At 75.3% G+C, this 19171-nt stretch carries 21 protein-coding genes; 10 read left to right on the forward strand and 11 right to left on the reverse strand.

What is annotated here, in order from left to right; all coding sequences use genetic code 11:
- Both C1708_RS07005 and C1708_RS07010 read right to left on the reverse strand, forming a co-directional pair.
- Positions 1 to 531, reverse strand: coding sequence for a hypothetical protein (locus tag C1708_RS07005; protein ID WP_241911191.1), 531 nt, complete (start codon positions 529 to 531; stop codon positions 1 to 3).
- Entirely contained in the window at positions 513 to 2246 is a 1734-nt protein-coding gene (locus tag C1708_RS07010; RefSeq protein ID WP_106411829.1) for a PHP domain-containing protein, read from the reverse strand. Before C1708_RS07010 ends, C1708_RS07005 begins: the two co-directional genes overlap by 19 nt.
- Before the next feature lie 215 nt (positions 2247 to 2461).
- Here C1708_RS07010 and C1708_RS07015 point away from each other — a divergent pair, with 215 nt between their 5' ends.
- A complete protein-coding gene (locus tag C1708_RS07015; protein ID WP_106416193.1) occupies positions 2462 to 3040 on the forward strand; it encodes a TetR/AcrR family transcriptional regulator in 579 nt (192 codons plus the stop codon).
- Between the two features lie 18 nt (positions 3041 to 3058).
- On the opposite strand, the gene C1708_RS07020 is transcribed toward C1708_RS07015, so the two are convergent.
- On the reverse strand, positions 3059 to 3838 hold the full coding sequence (locus tag C1708_RS07020; RefSeq protein ID WP_106411830.1) for an isocitrate lyase/PEP mutase family protein: 780 nt from the start codon (positions 3836 to 3838) through the stop codon (positions 3059 to 3061).
- A gap of 52 nt (positions 3839 to 3890) precedes the next feature.
- Positions 3891 to 4727: a class II glutamine amidotransferase gene (locus C1708_RS07025; RefSeq protein WP_106416194.1), complete on the reverse strand. Its 837-nt coding sequence runs from the start codon at positions 4725 to 4727 to the stop codon at positions 3891 to 3893.
- A 152-nt stretch (positions 4728 to 4879) separates the two neighbouring features.
- Between C1708_RS07025 and mmuM the strand changes: the two genes are divergently transcribed.
- From mmuM to C1708_RS07040, 3 genes are all read left to right on the forward strand, one after another.
- Positions 4880 to 5800, forward strand: coding sequence for a homocysteine S-methyltransferase (mmuM, locus tag C1708_RS07030; protein ID WP_106411831.1), 921 nt, complete (start codon positions 4880 to 4882; stop codon positions 5798 to 5800).
- A 297-nt stretch (positions 5801 to 6097) separates the two neighbouring features.
- Entirely contained in the window at positions 6098 to 7252 is a 1155-nt protein-coding gene (gene rho, locus C1708_RS07035; RefSeq protein ID WP_106411832.1) for a transcription termination factor Rho, read from the forward strand.
- Positions 7253 to 7401: 149 nt separating this feature from the next.
- Positions 7402 to 8232, forward strand: coding sequence for a nucleotidyltransferase domain-containing protein (locus C1708_RS07040; protein ID WP_106411833.1), 831 nt, complete (start codon positions 7402 to 7404; stop codon positions 8230 to 8232).
- 85 nt (positions 8233 to 8317) lie between these two features.
- Here the strand turns inward: C1708_RS07040 and C1708_RS07045 are convergent, their stop codons facing one another.
- Together C1708_RS07045 and C1708_RS07050 are read right to left on the reverse strand one after the other, a co-directional pair.
- Positions 8318 to 8851 (reverse strand): hypothetical protein, encoded by a 534-nt coding sequence (locus C1708_RS07045; RefSeq protein WP_106411834.1) that lies wholly within the window; start codon positions 8849 to 8851, stop codon positions 8318 to 8320.
- Between the two features lie 41 nt (positions 8852 to 8892).
- The gene (locus C1708_RS07050) at positions 8893 to 9417 is read right to left on the reverse strand and encodes a 2'-5' RNA ligase family protein (protein WP_241911192.1); all 525 of its coding nucleotides are present in this window, start codon (positions 9415 to 9417) and stop codon (positions 8893 to 8895) included.
- Positions 9418 to 9533: 116 nt separating this feature from the next.
- On the opposite strand from C1708_RS07050, the gene C1708_RS07055 reads away from it, so the two are divergent.
- From C1708_RS07055 to C1708_RS33970, 3 genes are all read left to right on the forward strand, one after another.
- Positions 9534 to 10049 carry a hypothetical protein gene (locus C1708_RS07055; RefSeq protein ID WP_241911193.1) on the forward strand — a complete coding sequence of 172 codons (516 nt, stop codon included), beginning with the start codon at positions 9534 to 9536 and terminating at the stop codon, positions 10047 to 10049.
- Positions 10050 to 10098: 49 nt separating this feature from the next.
- Positions 10099 to 10668, forward strand: a complete 570-nt coding sequence (locus tag C1708_RS07060) for a DinB family protein (protein WP_198602420.1) — start codon at positions 10099 to 10101, stop codon at positions 10666 to 10668.
- Positions 10669 to 10847: 179 nt separating this feature from the next.
- Positions 10848 to 10985, forward strand: a complete 138-nt coding sequence (locus C1708_RS33970) for a hypothetical protein (protein WP_157951256.1) — start codon at positions 10848 to 10850, stop codon at positions 10983 to 10985.
- Between the two features lie 16 nt (positions 10986 to 11001).
- On the opposite strand, the gene C1708_RS07065 is transcribed toward C1708_RS33970, so the two are convergent.
- Positions 11002 to 12552: a carboxylesterase/lipase family protein gene (locus C1708_RS07065; RefSeq protein ID WP_106416195.1), complete on the reverse strand. Its 1551-nt coding sequence runs from the start codon at positions 12550 to 12552 to the stop codon at positions 11002 to 11004.
- Positions 12553 to 12941: 389 nt separating this feature from the next.
- Between C1708_RS07065 and C1708_RS07070 the strand changes: the two genes are divergently transcribed.
- Positions 12942 to 14105 carry a LacI family DNA-binding transcriptional regulator gene (locus C1708_RS07070; RefSeq protein ID WP_106411838.1) on the forward strand — a complete coding sequence of 388 codons (1164 nt, stop codon included), beginning with the start codon at positions 12942 to 12944 and terminating at the stop codon, positions 14103 to 14105.
- Here C1708_RS07070 and C1708_RS07075 read toward each other — a convergent pair.
- On the reverse strand, positions 14080 to 14730 hold the full coding sequence (locus C1708_RS07075; RefSeq protein WP_106411839.1) for a ThuA domain-containing protein: 651 nt from the start codon (positions 14728 to 14730) through the stop codon (positions 14080 to 14082). The two genes, C1708_RS07070 and C1708_RS07075, sit on opposite strands and share 26 nt — an antisense overlap.
- Before the next feature lie 229 nt (positions 14731 to 14959).
- Between C1708_RS07075 and C1708_RS07080 the strand changes: the two genes are divergently transcribed.
- Positions 14960 to 15364 carry a VOC family protein gene (locus tag C1708_RS07080; protein ID WP_106411840.1) on the forward strand — a complete coding sequence of 135 codons (405 nt, stop codon included), beginning with the start codon at positions 14960 to 14962 and terminating at the stop codon, positions 15362 to 15364.
- Here the strand turns inward: C1708_RS07080 and C1708_RS07085 are convergent.
- Together C1708_RS07085 and C1708_RS07090 are read right to left on the reverse strand one after the other, a co-directional pair.
- Positions 15361 to 16074 (reverse strand): helix-turn-helix domain-containing protein, encoded by a 714-nt coding sequence (locus tag C1708_RS07085; RefSeq protein WP_106411841.1) that lies wholly within the window; start codon positions 16072 to 16074, stop codon positions 15361 to 15363. The genes C1708_RS07080 and C1708_RS07085 overlap by 4 nt on opposite strands.
- Positions 16075 to 16084: 10 nt before the next feature.
- Complete coding sequence (locus tag C1708_RS07090) at positions 16085 to 17023, reverse strand: AraC family transcriptional regulator (RefSeq protein WP_106411842.1); 939 nt, start codon at positions 17021 to 17023, stop codon at positions 16085 to 16087.
- An 81-nt stretch (positions 17024 to 17104) separates the two neighbouring features.
- Here C1708_RS07090 and C1708_RS07095 point away from each other — a divergent pair, with 81 nt between their 5' ends.
- Entirely contained in the window at positions 17105 to 17944 is an 840-nt protein-coding gene (locus C1708_RS07095) for an NmrA family NAD(P)-binding protein (RefSeq protein WP_106411843.1), read from the forward strand.
- A gap of 48 nt (positions 17945 to 17992) precedes the next feature.
- Here C1708_RS07095 and C1708_RS07100 read toward each other — a convergent pair whose 3' ends face one another.
- Positions 17993 to 19141, reverse strand: a complete 1149-nt coding sequence (locus C1708_RS07100; protein WP_106411844.1) for a YihY/virulence factor BrkB family protein — start codon at positions 19139 to 19141, stop codon at positions 17993 to 17995.
- Positions 19142 to 19171 lie beyond the last annotated feature (30 nt).

The raw sequence follows: 19171 nt of genomic DNA on the forward strand, positions 1-19171 counted from the left end.
TCAGTGGTCCGCGCAGCAGGGGGTGGGGTCCGGCGCCTCGAAGGGCACCAGGGTGTCCCCCAGGGCCGGGGTGGCGGCGAGGACCAGCGCACCGCCCTGCCACTGCGGCCGTACGTGGTCGCGGGTCACCATGCGGGCTTCCGGCTCCGGCGGCAGGGGCGAGCCCAGCACCGTCACCCGGTCGATCGCGGAGCACTCCAGCAGCTCCCCGACCGTCAGGGTGCCCGTGAGCCGGGACGCCCCCGGATAGAGCACCGCGCGCCCCGACGGGTCCGGCAGTCCGGCCGAGACGGCGCCGTGCTCCCCCTCCGCGAGCCGCTCCCGCACGGTGTCCAGCAGGGACGCCGAAGGCAGGGACAGCGACACGACGACCCTCGGGCGTCCGTCCCGCACCAGGTGGGTGCAGCCGACGGTGTCCGCGGGCAGGGCGAGCCGGTCCGCCAGCCGGTGCAGCAGGTGGTCCGCCGTCCGCAGGTCCCGCGCGCCCGCGTCGACGGTGAGCGCGTACGCCGTCACGACGGCAGCACCCACACGGGGTTGGAGTAGAACCACAGGTCGCGCCAGGGGTCGGCGTCGCCCACGACGTCCAGGGCGGGACCGGCCGGGTCGGTCTTCGCGCCCATGACCCCGACGGCGGACCGGTTGCCGTCGGTGCCGCGCAGCCGCAGGTACACGGGACGGTCGACCCGCCCCAGGTCGAAGGTGAGCCGCACACTGCCCGCGGACTTCCCGATCTCGTACGACCGGACGACGGCCGCCGTCGGCGCGGTGAACGTGTCCCGGTCGGACACCGGGCCGGTGACGTCGCCCTGGATGACGTCGACGCGGGCCAGTGCGGGCGTGAACCCGGCCCAGTTGGGGCCGCCCGCGAGCGCCACGTCGGCGGTCAGCGTGACCTTCGTCCCCTTGCGGACGTGCAGGGCGCCGCCGAGCGTGGCCCAGCGGCCGCCTCCGGACACCCGGACGTCGAGGCCGCTGATGAGCTGCCCGTGGTCGACCCAGATGCGGCCGGCGCGGATGCCGTCCATGACGGCGGCGTAGGAGAAGCCGTCGGCGCCGACGTGGGTGCGGCTGTACTGGCCGGGCCAGAAGTCGCCCTGCCGGGTGTCGATCTTCCCGGCGTACACCGGGTCGCCGTGGCGGCCGTCGGTGGCGAAGTCGCCGGCGCCGCGGGCGGTGGTGTCGGCGTACACCTGGTGGGAGTCGGAGTTCGCGGTGATCCACCAGGGGCGGCCCTCGGCGAGGAGGCTGTCCCACAGGCCGCCGACGGTGGCGGTCATCCAGTCGAAGCCGCCCCAGGTGCGGTAGCTCTCCAGCGGGTAGCCGGGGAAGGAGTTCGGGCCGGGGCTGCCGTCGTAGATGCCGCGTGCGCCGCCCGGACCGAGCGGGCCGGGCAGTCCGGCGGCCTGGTGGCCGGGCGCGCCCTCGAAGCCGACGGCGATCTGCCGGTCCCGGCCGGTGGCGTCGCGCCAGGCGCGGATCTCGTGCGGGGAGTCGATGCCCTTGCGGGAGGGGTGGTTGGCGAGCATCAGCACGTCCTCGACCTTGCGGCGCCGCACCTGCTCGGCGAGGAACCGGAGGCCGGCCACGGCGAGGGCCTCGTTGGCGGGGGTGGAGTCGCCCGCGCCCTTCACGCCGCCGTCGTAGTCGTTCTCGAACTGCTTGAGCACGGCGACCTCGTTGCGTCCGGGGTGGACGAAGACGGTGCCGTGCTCGGCGGCCGGGATGTTCCACTCCAGGCCCTGGAAGACGAGGGTGTCCCGGTGGGCGGCGCGCGCCTGCCTGATGTCCGGGTTGACCTTCTCGACGCCGATCCTGGCGTGCGTGGCGCTGCCGTGGTCGGTGATCACCAGCCAGTCCATGCCGTGCCGGGCGCCCTGGCGCACCTGGTCGACGACGCGGTACTTGCCGTCGCTGCTGTACTGGGTGTGGATGTGGTGGTCGCCCGCGAGCCACAGGAAGCCCTTGGCCGGGCCTCTGCCGCCGCCTCTGCGGTCGCCCGCCGCGGGTGCGGCGGGCGTGGCCGCGGCGGTGCTGCCGGACAGCACGGTGCCCGAGGCGAGGCCCGCGCCCAGCAGTCCGGCCCGGCGCAGCAGGGCGCGGCGGGACGCCTGCCCGGGGTCCAGTGCCTCGTCGGGCACGGAGGTGTCGAAGGCGGCGGGCAGGGGCGCCGTCGCGCCGTGCCCGTGGTCGTGCCCGTGGTCGTGGTGATGGTGGTGCGGTCCGTGTGCGTGCCCGTGACCCATGACTGGCCTCCTCGTCGTACTGCGCCGCAATGGAGGATCCGGGGGGCGCGTGAACCGGGTGCGTCCGCGGGGTGACCGGTGCGTGCCGCCGGCACGACGGCTGCGGACCGTCGGGGACCGGCCGCCACCACGGATCAGCCGCAGGCGGGCCACATCCCGCTCGGGTCGGCTACATTCACCTGTTCCGAAGCCCGCCCGACCCTCCGGAGGCTCGCATCCCCCGCGCCGGACTCACCGCCGACCGCCTCGTGGCGGCGGCCGTCGACCTCGCCGACGAGGCCGGCTACGAGAACGTCACCCTGTCCGCGCTGGCCCGGCGTTTCAACGTCAAGGACGCGAGCCTGTACGCGCACGTACGGGGGCTGCGGGACCTGCGCACGCGGATGGCGCTGCTGGCGGGCGGCGAGATGACCGACCGGATCGCGGCGGCGGTCGAGGGCCGCACCGGCAAGGAGGCGCTGGCCGCGTTCGCCGGCGCGTACCGCGGCTACGCCCTCGCCCACCCCGGACGGTACGCGGCCGCCCAGATCCGCCTGGACGAGGCCACGGTGACGGGCTCCCCCGCGCTGCGCCGCACCGCCGAGGTCGCCTACGGCCTGCTCCGCGCGTACGGCCTGGAGGAACCCGATCTCACCGATGCGGTACGGCTGTTGCGCAGTTCCTTCCACGGCTACTGCGCCCTGGAGTCCGCCGGCGCGTTCGGCGCCCCGCGCGACCTGGAGGCGTCGTGGGACCGGATGATCGACGCGCTGCACCTGACGCTGCTGAACTGGCCCCGCCGGGCGGCGGGCTGACCCACGGCGGGGGCGCCGTCACCCGGCGAGCCGCCGCACCTCCTGGTAGGCCGGCACCGTGCCCTCCCCCGGCGCCCGCCCCTCCCGCACCGCGACCACCGCGTCCAGGGCCGCGCCGAGGGCCCGCCGGTACAGCAGCGAGCCGAGGCTGACGCGGCGCACGCCGAGGTCGGCGAGCCGGGCGAGGGACGGACCGCCGGGCGCGTGGAGGACGTTGAGGGGACAGCCGTCCAGGGCGCGCACCAGGGCGGCGAGGGCGCCGGGATCGGTGAGGCCGGGCACGAACACGCCGTCCGCACCGGCGTCGCGGTAGGCCAGGACCCGGTCCAGGGTGCCCTCGCCGTCGCCGCGCCAGTACGTGTCCGTCCGGGCGTTGACGAAGAGACCGGGTGCGGCGGCGCGCACGGCCTCGATCTTCGCCACGTGGCGGTCGACGGGCCCGAGCCCGTCCTCCAGGTTGATCCCGACCACGCCGCGTGTCTGCAACTCCCGCGCGAAAGCGGCTACTTCACCGGGATCGTCGCTGAAGCCGTCCTCCGCGTCGACGGAGAGGAGGACGGGCAGCGCGCCGAGGGCGCCCGCGAGCCGCAGCGTCTCCTCGCGGGTGGCCCGGGCCCCGTCGGGCAGCCCGGCCGCCGCGGCGACCCCCAGGCTCGTGGTGCCGACGGCGGGGAAACCGTGGGCGTGGAGGAGGGCCGCGGAGGCGTGGTCCCAGGCGTTGGGCAGCAGCAGGGGCCGGTCCTGGCGGTGCAGCGCGGCGAAGGCCTCCGCGGGGCGGCCGGAGCGGTCGTCGGTCATACGGGCCACGCTAGGGCCGGGACCGTTCGGCGCCGGCCGAACCGTCCGCGCCTCACTCCGGCTGCTCCGGCGCGAACGCGTGCATCTCGTCCCCCTCCGGCTGCACCACCCCGTACGTGCTCTCCGGGACGGCGTTCCAGGCGCCGGGGAGGTCGCCCAGGGGTTCGGAGACGATGAGGCGGGCGTCGTCCGCGATGTCGCGCAGGAACGCCACGTCGGGGTGGAGGGACCTCAGCGTCTCGACACGCGTGCTGTAGAAGAGGGACCGGGACTGGTGCTGCGTTGAGTAGCGGAACGCCCACAGCCGCTCGCCGTCGGTCACCGCGACCGTCATCTGCAGGGGGTGTTCGACGCCGTGCGCGTGGCCGGTGCGCTCCACCAGGCCCGCCATGCGGGCGACGGCGCCGCGCGGGTCGTCCTCCAGGCCGAAGGTGAGCGCCAGGTAGAACATCATCTCGGAGTCCGTGGACCCCTCGATGTACGGGAACAGGTCCGGACGGACGGCCAGGGCGAGGTCACGCCGCAGCAGGGGGAAGCCGTCGATCGCCCCGTTGTGCATCCACATCCAGCGGTCGTACCGGAACGGATGGCAGTTGGTCTGCTGCACCGCCGTGCCGGTCGAGGCGCGGATGTGGGCGAAGAACAGCGGGGAGACGACGTGCCCGGCGATCTCCCGCAGATTCCGGTCGCTCCAGGCCGGACCGATGTCCCTGACCACGGCGGGACTGCCCTTGGCCGGCATGTACCAGCCGATCCCGAAGCCGTCGCCGTTGGTGGTCTCCACGCCCATCCGGGCGTGCAGGCTCTGGTCGATCAGGGAGTGCACCGGCCGGTAGAGCAGGTTCTCGAGCAGAATCGGTGTGCCCGAATAGGCGAGCCAACGGCACATGTCCACCGCCTTCCCGGTCGGGACCGAACCGCGTGCGCCGCCCGGCGGGCGCGAGCAGGATGCTCGTGCCCCGCCCGGACACCGCACGCTCCCGCCCCGGGTACCCCTCGCGTGCGGTGCGACGCGGTGCGCGCCTCGGTTAGCGTCGCCGTATGAGCGGCAGCACCACGGGATCCCTCGCCCCGGCCCTGGCGGACGGCACGGTCGTCCTGGACGGCGGCATGTCCAACCAGCTCGCGGCGGCCGGCCACGACCTGAGCGACGAGCTGTGGTCGGCGCGGCTGCTCGCGGAGGACCCGGAGGCGGTCACGGCGGCGCACCTCGCGTACTTCGAGGCGGGCGCGGACGTGGCGATCACGGCGAGCTACCAGGCGACGTTCGAGGGGTTCGCGCGCCGCGGGATCGGCCGGGACCGGGCGGCGGAGCTGCTGGCGCTGAGCGTGGAGTGCGCCCGTACGGCGGCCCGGCGCGCCTCGGACCCGCCCCGCCCGCGGTGGGTGGCGGCCTCCGTCGGCCCGTACGGCGCGATGCTCGCGGACGGCTCCGAGTACCGGGGCCGCTACGGACTGTCGGTCGCGGAACTGGAACGGTTCCACCGCCCGAGGGCGGAGGTGCTGGCCGCCGCCGCCCCGGACGTCCTCGCCCTGGAGACGATCCCCGACACGGACGAGGCGGAGGCCCTGCTGCGCGCGGTGCGCGGGCTGGGTGTGCCCGCCTGGCTGTCGTACTCGGCGGCCGGGGGCCGTACGCGGGCGGGCCAGCCGCTGGAGGACGCGTTCGCGCTCGCCGCGCGGGCGGACGAGGTGATCGCGGTCGGCGTCAACTGCTGCACCCCGGAGGACGCGGACCACGCGGTCGCCGTCGCCGCCCGTGTGACCGGCAAACCGGTGGTGGTCTACCCGAACAGCGGCGAGCGGTGGGACGCGCGGGCCCGCGCCTGGACCGGCGCGCCCACGTTCTCGGCGACCCGGGTGACGGGCTGGCGGGAGTCGGGGGCGCGGCTGATCGGGGGGTGCTGCCGGGTGGGGCCGGAGACGATCACGTCGGTCGCGCGGACGCTGCGGGGCGCGTAGCGCCCCCGCGGGGCTCTCTTGCCCCGGGCCCGCACCGTGGTACGGTGCCATGAGTGCCGTGCAGCGCCCCGTCGGGCGCCGGGCCGGTCTTCACCGCCGAAACCTTCTTCACTTCGGCTTCTCACCTCCCAGCCGTCACGTCGGCCCCCGCACCGCCACGTACGGCTTTCCCCACGGTCGCACGGCGACCGCAGTGAGGTTCCCACCGCTGTGAGGCGCGCACACGCCCTCCCCGAAGACCGCGGTTACCCCCTTCTTCGCTTTCTGCCTCTGTCCGTCCGTGAAAGGACCACTCACATGACCACCGCCCTGGACCGCCCCGCCCGTCAGACCGCCGGACGGCAGCAGCCGCAGTCCGTCACCGTCACCGGTGTCCTCGACGTCGACGCGACCGGGAAGGGGCACCTGCGCGGCCCCGGCCTGGTCGCCGGTTCGTCCGACCCCGTCGTCTCCCCCGCCCTGGTGCGCCGGCACGGCCTGCGCAAGGGCGACCTGGTGGAGGGCGTCCTCGGCGACCGGCGCGCGCTCACCGACGTCGCCCGCGTCGAGGGACGTACGCCCGGGTCGCTCGCGGGCCGCCCGGACTTCCGTGACCTGACCCCGGTCCACCCCCACCGGCGGCTGCGCCTGGAACACCGGGCGTCCGGGCTCGCCGGCCGCGTCGTCGACCTGCTCGCACCGGTGGGCAAGGGGCAGCGTGGACTGCTCGTGGCCCCGCCCAAGACCGGCAAGACGGTCCTCATCCAGCAGCTCGCGGCGGCTGTCGCGGGCAATCACCCCGAGTGCCGGCTGATGGTGGTGCTGCTCGACGAGCGTCCCGAGGAGGTCACCGACATGCGGCGCTCGGTGCACGGCGAGGTGTACGCCTCGACGTTCGACCGGCCCGCCAAGCAGCACATCGCGCTCGCCGAGCTGGTCGTGGAACGGGCCAGGCGGCTGGCGGAGGCCGGCGAGGACGTCGTGATCCTGCTGGACTCGCTGACCCGGCTGTGCCGCGCGTACAACAACGCGGCGGGCCCCGGCGGCCGCACCCTCAGCGGCGGCGTGGACGCGGGCGCGCTGATCGGGCCGAAGCGGTTCTTCGGCGCGGCCCGGCAGACGGAGGAGGGCGGTTCGCTGACGATCCTCGCCTCCGCGCTGGTGGACACCGGGTCGCGTGCCGACGAGTTCTTCTTCGAGGAGCTCAAGGGCACGGGCAACATGGAACTGCGGCTGAACCGCGAGTCGGCGTCACGGCGCCTGTTCCCGGCGGTGGACATCGCCCCCTCCGGGACGCGCCGCGAGGAACTGCTCCTCACCCGTGAGGAGCTGACGGCCACCCAGGGCCTGCGCCGCGCCCTGACCTCCCGCGACTCCGCGACCGACCTGGAGACCCTGCTGACCCGCCTGCGCGAGACGCCGGACAACGCGACGTTCCTCCGGCAGGTGCGGCCGACGCTGCCGAACGGCTGACGCCGGGGGCCTCGGCCGGGTCACCGCTATGATCTCGTTCATGGGCACCTTCTCCTGAGCGGACCGCGACGGTCCACCGACATGCGCCCGGCGGGTGCCGGGCTCCGTCAGCGTGCCCGCACGCTCACCTCAGGAGACACGACCACATCATGTCCGTTCACTCCGCCCGTTCCCCCCTGGACGACCGCATCGCACGCCTGCGACAGCTCGCCCACGCCGACACCCGGCTGGAGGGCGTACTGCTCTACGGCTCGTGGACCGTGGGCGAGGCCGACGCCCACTCCGACATCGAGGCGTACCTCTACGTCCGGGACGACCGCCTCGCCGACTTCGACGGCCCGGCCTTCCTGGCGCAGCTCGCACCGCTCCAGCTCTCCTACACCAACATGTACGGCGTCCTCGCCGTCGTCTTCGACGACCTGATGCGCGGCGAGTTCCACCTCACCCCCGCCGGTCCCGGCATCGACGAAGTCCCCACCTGGCAGGGCATGGTGCACCTGCCCCGCCCCGACGACGCCGTCCTGCTCGACCGCACCGGCCGGCTCACCCGGGCCGCCCGGCAGCTGGCCGCCTTCCAGCCGCCCGAGCCGGTGACCACCGCCCAGCAGCTCACCGACGAGCTGGCCAACTGGACCCTCATGCTCGCCCACGTCCTGGCCCGCGGCGAAATCGCCCGCGCCCACGCCCTGCTGCACACCGTCATCGCACCCCAGCAGCTCCAGCTCTGCCGCCTGTTGCGCAACAGCACGGCCCACTGGCTCACCCCCAGCCGCGCGCTCGAACAGGACCTGCCCGACACGGACCGTCATCGCTACGTCGCCACCACGGCCGCCGCCCGCGAGCAGGACGTGCGCACGGCGGCCCGCAACAGCTGGCACTGGAGCCGCGACCTGGCCGCCGAGGCCGCCGACCGCTGGGCCGTCCACCTGCCGCACCGACTCCACGAACACATCAGCAACCGCCTGAACGGTCCTCGCTGACCACATCCGCCGGGGCTCCCGGACCCGTCCGGGAGCCCCGGCCCGGCCGCCCCGGCCGGCGCGCAACGCCGGCTGAGACCGCCTTTCACAGCCGCTCACCCACCGCGGGGGCCTCCGGCGGATGCGGTCCGCCGCCGTCCTTGATGTCGTCCTCGCAGGTCCGTCGGTCGTGGGCCGACTGATCGTTGGGGATCAGCAGCACCTCGGCGACCCGTTCGGGGTGGGCGACGCCGAGGTAGTAGTCGCCCGTGTAGGCGCCGTCGGGACCGGACGTCTGAGCCGAGTGGACCGTCTGACAGCCCAGGACCGCGCGCTCCTTGTCCACCGCGCAGACGTCGACCGCGGGTTCGCGCCCCAGGACCCCGGCTCCGTGGAAGCGGATGTCGAAGTGGATGTGGTCGCCTTCCGCGGGCACCTGCGGGTGAGGTTCCCTGCGCCATCCGGGCACCTCGGCGGTGACGCCGACGGGCCGCCCGTTCTCGTCCTCGATCTCCACCCGCACCCCCGCCTCCCCGCGCTCCGCCGTCGTGTCGGTGCAGCTCCACAGGAGACCGCAGCCGGACAGGGTGAGCGTCGCCAGAGCCGATGACGTGCCGACGAGTATGCGTGCGAGGGTCATGAAGGACGACCTCCGGTGAGTCGGACGAGGATGAGGACGGGTCAGGGGCGGGGGTGCAGGATCTCCAGCGTCCCCGTCTCCGTGTCGAAGCTGCGCAAGGTCGTGAGGTGGGCCGACAGCGGCAGGGGCGGGAGGAGTTCGGGGACGCGGCGGCCGGCGAAGGCGCCGGGGCGGCGGGTGCGGCCGAGGGTGATGTGCGGGCTCCAGTTCCCCGGTGCGTGGAGGGGGTTCAGGGTCTCGGGCCGGTTCTCCGAGGTCACCGCGTCCCACACCTTGCGGTGCAGGCCGGCCAGCGCGGGGTCGAGTGCGAGCGACCAGGCCAGGACGGACGTGGGGCGCTCGAAGCGGATCACGCCCTCGAAACGGACCGGCAGAGGCAGCTCCGCCGCCGCCCCGGCCAGCTCCCAGCGGATGGGAGCCGTCAGCTCCGGGCAGGCGGCCAGGGTGAGATGGGGGCTGTTGGTGGGTGAGCGGTGGCGTGCCTGACTGGGCAGCCCGGCGTCCGCGAGCCGTCGCCAGGCCTCCCTGACCGCCGAATCCGCCGCCTCGTCCAACAGAAGTTCCACCGTGCGCACCCCGGCAGCCTACTTGTGCGCCGGTGCGCCTTCCGTGCATCGAACGGCACGTTGCGAATGGGTCAAGGTCCGCGACTCCGCGCGCCTCCGCCCGTTCCATGGCAGGCATGGTGCGCAGAAGAGCAACGTCCCTCGCCGTCAACGCCGTCACCGCCGTTGCCGTGGTGCTTCTTTCCGTCGCCTCGTGCGCCTCCGGCGACGACGGGGGCGGGAGCGGTGAGGACCGGCCCACGAGCGGGGCCGACGCCAGGACGTCCACGTCGAGTTCCCCCACACCGCCGCCCTCGCCCTCGCCCTCGCCGACCGGGCCCTGTGCCGACGGGTCGTGCGAGATCACGGTCGGCGCCGGGGACGTCGTGGAGGTTCCCGGGACGTACGGGCTCGGGCCGATCGAGGTCACGGCGGTCGCCGGGGACGAGGTCGAGATGGTCGCGCCGGTCCACGGGTCGGGCTACAGCATCGCCGGCTGTTCCGGGGGCGGCGGCGTGACGTCGCACGGCGGCGGAGGCGTCCGGCTCCGCTGCGGTGAGGGGCCCGCGGCGACCCTGAACGACGTCATGAGCCTCGAGGTGGTCGAGGTGCGGGGCAGGACGGCTGTGCTCCGCATCGCGCCCGCCTCCTGACCCCGGGGCGGCGAAAACCGTTGGCGGGTCCGTGCCGCCACGGCCGAGCATGGGGCGCATGACCGACACACCCGCGCGATGGACCCGGGCGACCGTCCACCCCGACATGTGGACCGACCCGGACGACGATCCCCGGAACAACGAGGGGCCGGGCCCGGACGGTGAGCTGCCGACGCTCAAGGAGGTGCTGCGGGACTACCGTCTGACGCTGCTCATGAAGTGCGAGGGTCTCACCCCGGAGCAGCTGGCGCGGCGGTCGGTGCCGCCGTCGACGATGTCGCTGCTCGGACTGGTGCGGCACCTCGCCGAGGCCGAGCGGGACTGGCGGAACTGGATCAGCGACGGCGAGCCGCTGCCGAAGCTGTACGGCCGGCGGGACGCGGACTTCGACGAGGCCGTGGGCGAGCAGGCCGCGGTCGACGCCGCGTACGCGGATCTGGAGCGGGAGCAGGCGGCCACCGACGTCGCCCTCGACGCGCATCCGGACCTCGGCGAGCGCCTCGGGCGGGAGAACGTCGCGGTGCGGGAGCTGCTCGTGCACCGGATCGAGGAGTACGCCCGTCACTGCGGCCACGCCGACCTGCTCCGCGAGTGCGTCGACGGCCGGGTGGGGCAGTAGCGGAGACGCTTCCGACAGCACCGGCCCCGACGACACCGCCCCCGGCAGCGCCGGGCCGCCTGCACGCCGCGCTGCGGCATGCCGGTGGCGCACCAAGGGGAGAGAGGTCCGCTTCGCCCGTGTCGTGCCGGGGTCGTGTCCGAGCACGGGCCGGTCGGGAGGCCGGGGCTGCCCCCCGCGTGGACGGCCGCCGTACGAAGTTCGTGCGGGTGCCGGCGGACCACTGCCCCAGCGACGGCCGGGACGACCTGGCCCTGCTCGCCCTGCGCGTCCCGGCCGGCACCCGCTGCCCGCGGCCGGGCTTCCCGGAGGGCTGAGTCTCCCCGGGACGCCTCAGGCGCGTCGCGGCGCTCCGCCGCGGCGCAGCCGGCGGATGACCGAGCGGACCTCGGGCGGGGGCGGCTCGTGCGCGGACCGCTCCGCGGCGGGCCGGGTCCACAGGGCCAGTTCGCGGTCGCGGGGGCCGTGGACGGTGTGCGGGGCGCCGTCGCCGTACACGTGGACCGGGTGGTGGGGGCCCCACGGTTCCCAGCCGGGACTGCCGTCGGTGACGAACCGTACCCACGCCCCGTGCAGGGCGTCGGCGAGTTCCTGCGGGGCGCCCTCGCCCGTGAGCCTGCGCGCGTCGGGGGTGCCGCCGCTGTCGAAGACGAAGCCCAGTTCCAGCGCGTGGCAGGCGCCCAGGCCGGGCCGGCCGGAGGACCAGGCGAACTCGTAGACGTACGAGGGTTCCGCGCGGCCGTCGGCGAGGCGGTGCAGGGGGGCGCGGAGCAGGTGGTCCGTGACCATCTGGCCGACGGTCTCGGCGGTGCCGGCGTCGGGACGCAGGGCGCGGTAGCCACGCGGGACCCCGCTGCCGCAGCGGCAGCGGGCCATCGCCCCGGCAAGGGCCACCGCGCCCAGGCGGTCGACGCGTTCCGTCAGGCCGCCGGGGACCAGCCAGAGCCGGTACTCGTCGCGGGTCCAGCCGGTCATCAGGGTGACGCCGGGGGCCGCGCCGCCGGTGAGGGCCTCCAGGGGATCACGCGGCACCAGGTCGCCGTCGACGACGATGCCGAAGGCGGGGCCGCCGAACAGCGGGCCGCCGAGACGGCCGACGTCGGCCTGGGCGCGCAGCAGGTGCGCGCGGTCGACGGCGGCGAAGGCCTCGGCGGTGGCGGGCACCTCGAGGCGGGTGGCCATCCGGCGGACCATGCGCCGCACCTTGTCCCGGTCCGTGGACCCGGGTGGTCCGCTCTGCAGGACGGCCTGCCGTATCAGCCCCTGGGACTGCGGGGCCGCGACGAGCGCGCCCGCGCTGACGGCTCCGGCGGACTGGCCGGCCAGGGTGACCCGGCTCGGGTCGCCGCCGAACGCGGCTATCGACTCGTGCACCCACCGCAGCGCGGCGAGCTGATCGCGCAGGCCGGGGTTGGCGGGGGCGTCCGGGAAGAGACCGTACCCCTCCACGCCGAGGCGGTAGTTGAGGGAGACGAAGACGACGCCGTCGCGGGCGAAGGTGCTGCCGTCGTACACCGGGACCGCTGAGGAGCCTCTGGTCAGCGCGCCGCCGTGCAGCCACACCAGGACCGGGAGGCGGGCGTCCGGGGACGGGTCGGGGGTCCAGACGTTCAGGTTGAGACAGTCGTCGCCCTCGACGGCGGGGTCGGACAGGTACTCGGCGAAGGCCGGGGAGTACGGGGGTTTCGGCGCGGTGGGCCCGAAGGCGCCGGCGTCGCGCACGCCGTCCCAGGGCTCCGGCGGGACGGGCGGACGGAAGCGGTGCGGCCCGAACGGGGGCGCCGCGTAGGGGATGCCGCGGAACACGGCGACGCCCCGCTCCCACCTGCCCCGCACGGCGCCGTACGCCGTCGCGGTCACCGGGTCCTGCCGCTCCGCCGTCACCTCGCCCACCACCCTTCGCCCGCTCGTCCGACGCACGTGTTCCGTGCGGTTCGGCCGCACCTGGAGGTCCGGCACTCCGGTCGCCGCCGGCCGGACGCCTCCAGGCGCCGGTTCCGGCCGTCGTACCGACCGACCGTGGCGACCGGTTCCCACCGGTTACGCCCCGTCGGCCGCCCCCGGCGTCCCGGCCGCCGAACCGCCGGAAGCGCGCCGGAGCCCGACACCCGCGGCCGGACCCACCGGTGACGACAAGAGCACCACACCGCTCACCGGCATTCCTGCCCGAACAGGGGGCGACCCCAGGCGCACGACAGGGTTCTTCCCGCCCCGCGACCGCGGTTCTACAGTAGGAAGCGCTTTCTATCCGGCGGGAGAGGTGGGTGGGCCCGATGGGCCGAACGGGGCGTGCGCGCACGGGGGCCGGACCGACCCTGGCGGTGGTGGCCCGCGAGGCGGGCGTCTCCGTGCCCACCGCCTCGAAGGTGGTCAACGGCCGGGAGGACGTCGCCCCCGAGACCCGCCGACGCGTCACGGAGGCCTTGGACCGGCTCGGCTACGTCCGCCGCCCCCGGTTCGACGGGGCGGGGATGACGCCCCCGGTGGACCTGGTGGTGAACGCGCTCGACGACTCCGCCTCGGGCGTCGTGCTCCACGGCGCGGAGGAGGCCGCGCACGACGCCGGTCTGGAGGTCGTCGTCCGCGCCGCGCACACCCGCACCGGCTCGGAACGGCCCGGCCGCGCCTGGCTGGAACGCCTGGCGCTGCGCGGTTCGGCGGGCGTCCTGTTCCACCTCGCCGAGCCGAGCGCGGCGCAGTACGCCTGGCTGGAGCAGCACCGCGTCCCCTTCGCGCTGATCGACCCGGCGTGCGAACCGCCGCCCGGCGCGGTCTCGGTCGGCGGGGCGAACTGGCAGGGCGGGGTGACGGCGACCGAGCACCTGCTGGCGCTGGGCCACGAGCGCATCGCCGTCGTCGCCGGTCCTCCCGGCCGCACGCTGTCCGGCCGGGCCCGCCTCGCCGGTCACCGTTCGGCGCTCGCCTCGGCCGGGGTGCGCCACCGCCCCGAGTACGTGCGCCATGCCGACGGCCCGGACAGCGCCGACGAGGCCGCCGTACGCCGCCGGATGCGCGAGCTGCTCGACCTGCCGGAACCGCCGACGGCCGTCTTCGTCTGCTCCGACCGGATGACGCCCGGGGTGTACGGGGCGCTGGCGGAGCGCGGCCTGCGGGTGCCGGACGACATGAGTGTGGTGGGTTTCGACGACCTGCCCGAGGCCCGCTGGCTCGCCCCGGCGCTGACGACGGTCCGCCAGCCGCTCGCCGAGATGGCGGCCACGGCGCTCCGTCTGCTGCTGCGCATGCGGGACGGGCACCGCCCGGAGAGCACCCGCACCGAGCTGTCGACCCGGCTGGTGGAGCGTGCGAGCACGGCTCCGCCCCCGCGTGCGAGCGCGCTCCCTCCCCCACCGCCGCCGCCCGGCCGGCCGGCGGCCGTGCTGCTCGGCGGTGCGGCGCCGTGGCGGGAGGTCAGCGGGCCACCGCGGCCCAGTTGATCCCGCCGCGCAGGTGGGCGCGGAAGAGCGGGTCGCCGTAGGCCTCGGCCGTGTGACCGAGGGCGGTGTAGAAGACACGGCCCGCGCCGTGCCCACGGCACCAGGCCAGGGGGTGGTCGTCCCCCATGGTGCCGCCGTCGTACGACGACTCGTCGGCGGAGAGCAGGACGTGCACGGCGTTCCGCGGGTTGGTGCGGAAGTCGTACCACTCGTCGGTCACCTCCCAGACGGCGGGCAGATGCCGGGTCGCCGGGTGGCCGCGGTCCTCGACGAGCGCGCGGCCGGGCTGGACCGGGGGGTGGCTGTCGAAACGGGCGCCGAGGAGTTCGCCGTAGTAGGGCCAGTCGTCCTCGGTGCAGGCCGCCGCGTGCACGCCGACGAACCCTCCGCCGCCCTCGACGTACGCCGCGAGCCGTTCGCGGCCGGCCGGGGTGAGCACCTCGCCGCTGGTGGAGAGGAACACGACCGCCGCGTACCGGTCGAGCGGCTCCTCCAGAGCCGCCGGGTCCTCGTGGGCGTGGACCTCGAAGCCGCCGAGGGTGCGCAGGGCGGCGATGCCGGCCGGGATGGAGTCGTGCCGGTAGTCGGTGGTGCGGGTGTAGACCAGGAGCGCGGGTTCGGCCATGGGCGGGAGCCTACGCGCGCGCGTGCGGCCCCCGGGCGCGGGGTTCCGCACCTCCGGCGACCGCGGCGGCGGTCCGCCGCGGGAAGCGGGAAGGGGGAAGGGGACTCGGAGCCGATGGGCCGGCGCCGGTACGCGTACCCGCGGGACGGAGGACCGCCCGCGGCATCGAGGGCTCACGGTGTCCGATTCGTTCAAGACACCCGGCGCCGGCCTCCCTACGGTGAGCCGCATGAACGCACGATTCGATGCCATCGGAATGGTCGTCTCGGACATGGCCGCCTCCGTCGCCTTCTACCGGCGGCTCGGGCTGTCGTTCCCGGAAGGGGCCGAGACGCAGGGACATGTGGAGGCGGAACTGCCGGGCGGGATGAGGCTGATGCTGGACACCGAGGAGACGGTCCGGTCGTTCCACGCGCAGTGGAGGCCGCCGTCGGACGGAGGCCGTACCTCCCTGGCCGTGCGGTGCGACAGCCCGGCGGAGGTCGACGCGCTGTTCGCCGACATGCTGGAGGCGGCCGGCGCCCGCGCCGAGTTGAAGCCGTGGGACGCGGTGTGGGGGCAGCGGTACGCCGTCCTCCTCGATCCGGACGGCAACGGAGTGGACCTGTTCGCCCCGCTGCCCACGGGCGACTAGGGCTCCGTCCGGCTTCGCGCGCGCGAGTCGGGGGGCACCAGCTCCCGCAGCGACACCCCCGTCAAGCTCCGCACCTCGCGGGCCAGATGAGGCTGGTCGGCGTAGCCGGCGTGGGCCGCGGTCTCCGCGAAGGGGACGCCCGCGCGCGCCAGGGCCAGCGCGCGGCGCATGCGGAGGATGCGGGCCAGGGTCTTGGGGCCGTAGCCGAAGGCGGCGAGCGATCTGCGGTGCAACCGGCGTGCCCCGATGCCCAGCTCGTCGGCCGTCGCGGCGACCGGGCGGCCCGCGTCGAGGGCCGCGACCAGGCGGGTCAGCAGCGGGTCGGGCGGGGCGGCCGACGCGGCCAGGCCCAGGGCGACGTCCTCCAGGCCGCGCGCCGGATGGTCCGCGGCGTGCACGCGGGCGGTCGCGCGCCGTACCTCCGCGGCCGGCCACAGGTCGGCCAGGTCCACGCGGCGGTCGCGCAGTTCGTGGGCGGGCACGCCCAGCAGGGCGGGCGCGGTGCCGGGGCGGAAGCGGACGCCGGCCCAGGCGCTCGCGGCGCCGGCGACGTGCGCGCGGGTGTCGGGGCCGGCCACCAGCAGGCGGCCGTCGTGCCACAGCAGGTCCATGCAGCCGTCGGGCAGCACCCGGCCCGGCCCGCCGTCGCCCGACGGGACGCTGGTCCACACGGCCGCGCCCGGCAGCCGTGACGCGCGCTCCCTGTACATGGGGGTCAGGTTATGCCGCGGCCCTGCCGCGCCACTCCTGCGGACTGACGCCGAAGGCCCGCTTGAAGGCGGCGGACAGGGCGAAAGCGCTGCTGTAGCCGACCTGGCGGGCGATGGCGGCGAGGGTGTCGTCGGTGTCGCGCAGCCGGTCGGCGGCGAGGGCGAGACGCCAGCCGGTGAGGTACGTCATCGGGGGTTCGCCGACGAGCCGGGTGAAGCGGCGGGCCAGCGCGGCGCGGGAGACGCCGGCCTTCTCGGCGAGGCCGGCGACCGTCCAGGGGCGGGCCGGGTCGTCCTGGACGAGCCGCAGCACCGGACCGACGACCGGGTCGGACAGGGCCTCGTACCAGGCGGGCGGCTCCGCCTCGGGGCGCGCGAACCAGGCGCGCAGCGCGGCGATGACGAGGAGGTCGAGCAGCCGGTCCAGGACGACCTCCTGCCCGGGTGCGTCCCGCGTGACCTCCGCCGTCAGCAGCGGGGTGAGCGGGCACGGCCACACGTCGGCGCCGAGGGAGAGCAGCGGGGGCAGCGCGTCCAGCAGCCGGCCGCCGATCTCGCCGCGCATCCGGTAGGCGCCGATGAGCAGCACCGTCTCCCCGTCCGGACGGCCGCCCCAGGTGCGCACCCCGAGGTCCATCGAGCCGTTGAGGGGCCGCCCGTCGGGGCGGTGGCACGCGCCGCCGGGCAGGATCAGCGTCTGCGGCGCCGTGTCGGGGGCGTCGGCGCAGGTGTACGGGTCGGGGCCGCGCGCGATGGCGAGGTCCCCGGCGCGCAGCCGGATCCGTTCGCCCCGGTCGGGCAGCAGCCAGGCGTCGCCGCGCACCAGGAGCATCACCGTCAGCGGGGCGCGGTCCTCCACCCGCACCGCCCACGGCGGGTCGAAACACGCCCGGATCATGAACGCGCCCCGCGCCCGGGGCCCCTCCAGCAGACCGGTGAGTGCGTCCATGGGATCAGCGTAGACGCGGGCGTATGCGGGCGCGCCGCTCGACGATGGTTCCGCGCGCGGAACGGCGGTTGACTCGGGGGCATGAACGGGACGACGCGTACGAAGGACAGGACACTGGTGGTCACCGGGGCCTCGGGGCGTACCGGGAGCCGGGTGGCGCGGGCCGCGGAGGCGGCCGGGATGACGGTGCGGGCGGCCTCGCGCGCGACCGGTTTCGACTGGGCGGACCGGACGACGTGGGCGGGCGCGCTGCGGGGCGCCGACGCGGCCTGGCTGGCGCACCCGGCCGACGTGGGCGCGCCCGGGACCGCCGAGGCGGTGGCCGGGCTGGCGGAGGCCGCCCTGAGCCTGGGCGTGCGGCGGCTGGTGCTGCTGTCCGCGCGGGGCGAGGACCAGGCGCTGCCGGCGGAGGAGGCGCTGCGGGCGTCCGGCGCGGACTGGACGGTGGTGCGGGCGGCCTGGTTCGCGCAGAACTTCAGCGAGGGGCCGCTGGCGGAGGAGCTGCGCCGCGGGGAGCTGGTGTTCCCGGCGGGGGAGGTGGCGGAGCCGTTCATCGACGTGCGGGACATCGCGGACGTGGCGGTGGCCGCGCTGGCCGGCGGGGAGCGGTACGCGGGGCGGACGCTGACCGTGACCGGGCCGCGGCTGCTCACCTGGGCGGAGGCGGTGGCGGAGATCGCGGAGGCGGCGGGGCGTCCGCTGACGTACCGGGCGGTGCCGGCGGACGCCTACCGGGAGACGCTGACCGGGTTCGGGGTGCCGGACCGGGAGGCCGCCTTCCTCACCGAGGTGTTCGCGACGCTGCTCGACGGGCGCAACGCGCGCGTGGAGAACGGGGTGCGGGAGGTGCTGGGGCGGGAGCCGCGGGACTTCTCCGACGTCGTGCGGGAGGCGGCGGCGGACGGGGCCTGGAGGGAGTGACGTCGAGGAGTGACGTCCAAGGGGTCCGCCGGGTCCGCCCCCGGCGCGTCAGCCGTGGCGCTCGTCGTCCTCCCCCGGCCCGTCCCCGGTGCGGGGCTGGGCGGGCTTGGCGTGGGCGCGGAGGCGGGCCGTGAGGTCCTCGGGGGGCAGGAAGCGCGACCAGCGCTCGGGGAACTCGGAGGGCATGTCGGGGTCCGCCTCCCCGGACGCGGCGGTGCGGGCGACGTACTCGGCGACCTGGGCCTGCCGCAGCCGCTCGTTGGCCTCGCGGGCCGCGGCGGTGGCCGCGGCCGGCCACACCCGGTCGATGGCCGCGTTGACGGCCGCGCCGACCAGCACGGCGAACGCGGACACGCCGATCCACAGCAGCACGGCCACGGGCGCCGCGAGGGAGCCGTAGATGGTGGGGCCCTCGACGGTGTTGGTCAGGTAGATGCGCAGCAGGAAGCTGCCGAGCACCCACATGGCGAGGGCGACCAGCGCGCCCGGCATGTCCTCGATCCACGGGGAGCGCACGGGCACGGACACGTGGTACAGCGTGGTCAGGAAGACCACGGACAGCAGGATCACGACCGGCCAGTAGAGGATCTGCACGACCGTCGTCGACCACGGCACGACGTCCACCACCGCGTCGGGTCCCGCGACCATCAGCGGCAGCGCGACCGAGCCGATCAGCAGGGCCACGATGAACAGCAGGAAGGCGAGCAGCCGGGTCTTGACGATGCCCCGGACGCCGTCGAGGCCGTACATGACGGTGATGGTGTCGATGAAGACGTTCACCGCGCGGGAGCCCGACCACACGGCGATCAGGAAGCCGAGGGAGATCACGTCGGGCCGGCCGCCCTTGGTGACGTCCCGCAGGATCGGCTCCGCGATCTCCGACACGCCCCGGTCGGACAGCACCGTGCGGGAGGCGTCCAGGAGGTTGCGCTGCACGCTCTGGATGGTGTCCGCGCCGGTCCACGCGTCGACGTAGCCGAGCAGGCCGATCAGGCTGAGCAGCAGCGGGGGCACCGACAGCAGCGTGAAGAACGCCGCCTCGGCCGCCAGGCCCAGGATGCGGTACTCCATGCACGAGTTGACGGTGTCCTTGAGCAGCAGCCAGGCCGTCCTGCGTTTGGAGACGTTCCGGTACAGGGCGCGTGCCCGGTGGAGCCGACCGGAGGGCGCGTCTGGGAATTCACTTGCTGGCTGCACGAACCAAAGGTATCCGCCACGCCCGGCGGC

The sequence above is a fragment of the Streptomyces sp. DH-12 genome (genome assembly GCF_002899455.1).
Classification (GTDB): domain Bacteria; phylum Actinomycetota; class Actinomycetes; order Streptomycetales; family Streptomycetaceae; genus Streptomyces.

Bases quoted from the DNA above. Each gene is read 5' to 3' on its own strand.
- C1708_RS07025 (WP_106416194.1), bottom strand. From the start codon at position 4,727: ATGTGCCGTTGGCTCGCCTATTCGGGCACACCGATTCTGCTCGAGAAC.
- mmuM (WP_106411831.1), top strand. From the start codon at position 4,880: ATGAGCGGCAGCACCACGGGATCCCTCGCCCCGGCCCTGGCGGACGGC.
- C1708_RS07045 (WP_106411834.1), bottom strand. From the start codon at position 8,851: ATGACCCTCGCACGCATACTCGTCGGCACGTCATCGGCTCTGGCGACG.
- C1708_RS07055 (WP_241911193.1), top strand. From the start codon at position 9,534: ATGGTGCGCAGAAGAGCAACGTCCCTCGCCGTCAACGCCGTCACCGCC.
- C1708_RS07020 (WP_106411830.1), bottom strand. From the start codon at position 3,838: ATGACCGACGACCGCTCCGGCCGCCCCGCGGAGGCCTTCGCCGCGCTG.
- C1708_RS07070 (WP_106411838.1), top strand. From the start codon at position 12,942: ATGGGCCGAACGGGGCGTGCGCGCACGGGGGCCGGACCGACCCTGGCG.
- C1708_RS07040 (WP_106411833.1), top strand. From the start codon at position 7,402: ATGTCCGTTCACTCCGCCCGTTCCCCCCTGGACGACCGCATCGCACGC.
- rho (WP_106411832.1), top strand. From the start codon at position 6,098: ATGACCACCGCCCTGGACCGCCCCGCCCGTCAGACCGCCGGACGGCAG.
- C1708_RS07095 (WP_106411843.1), top strand. From the start codon at position 17,105: ATGAACGGGACGACGCGTACGAAGGACAGGACACTGGTGGTCACCGGG.
- C1708_RS07010 (WP_106411829.1), bottom strand. From the start codon at position 2,246: ATGGGTCACGGGCACGCACACGGACCGCACCACCATCACCACGACCAC.
- C1708_RS07075 (WP_106411839.1), bottom strand. From the start codon at position 14,730: ATGGCCGAACCCGCGCTCCTGGTCTACACCCGCACCACCGACTACCGG.
- C1708_RS07060 (WP_198602420.1), top strand. From the start codon at position 10,099: ATGGGGCGCATGACCGACACACCCGCGCGATGGACCCGGGCGACCGTC.
- C1708_RS07080 (WP_106411840.1), top strand. From the start codon at position 14,960: ATGAACGCACGATTCGATGCCATCGGAATGGTCGTCTCGGACATGGCC.
- C1708_RS07085 (WP_106411841.1), bottom strand. From the start codon at position 16,074: ATGTACAGGGAGCGCGCGTCACGGCTGCCGGGCGCGGCCGTGTGGACC.
- C1708_RS07090 (WP_106411842.1), bottom strand. From the start codon at position 17,023: ATGGACGCACTCACCGGTCTGCTGGAGGGGCCCCGGGCGCGGGGCGCG.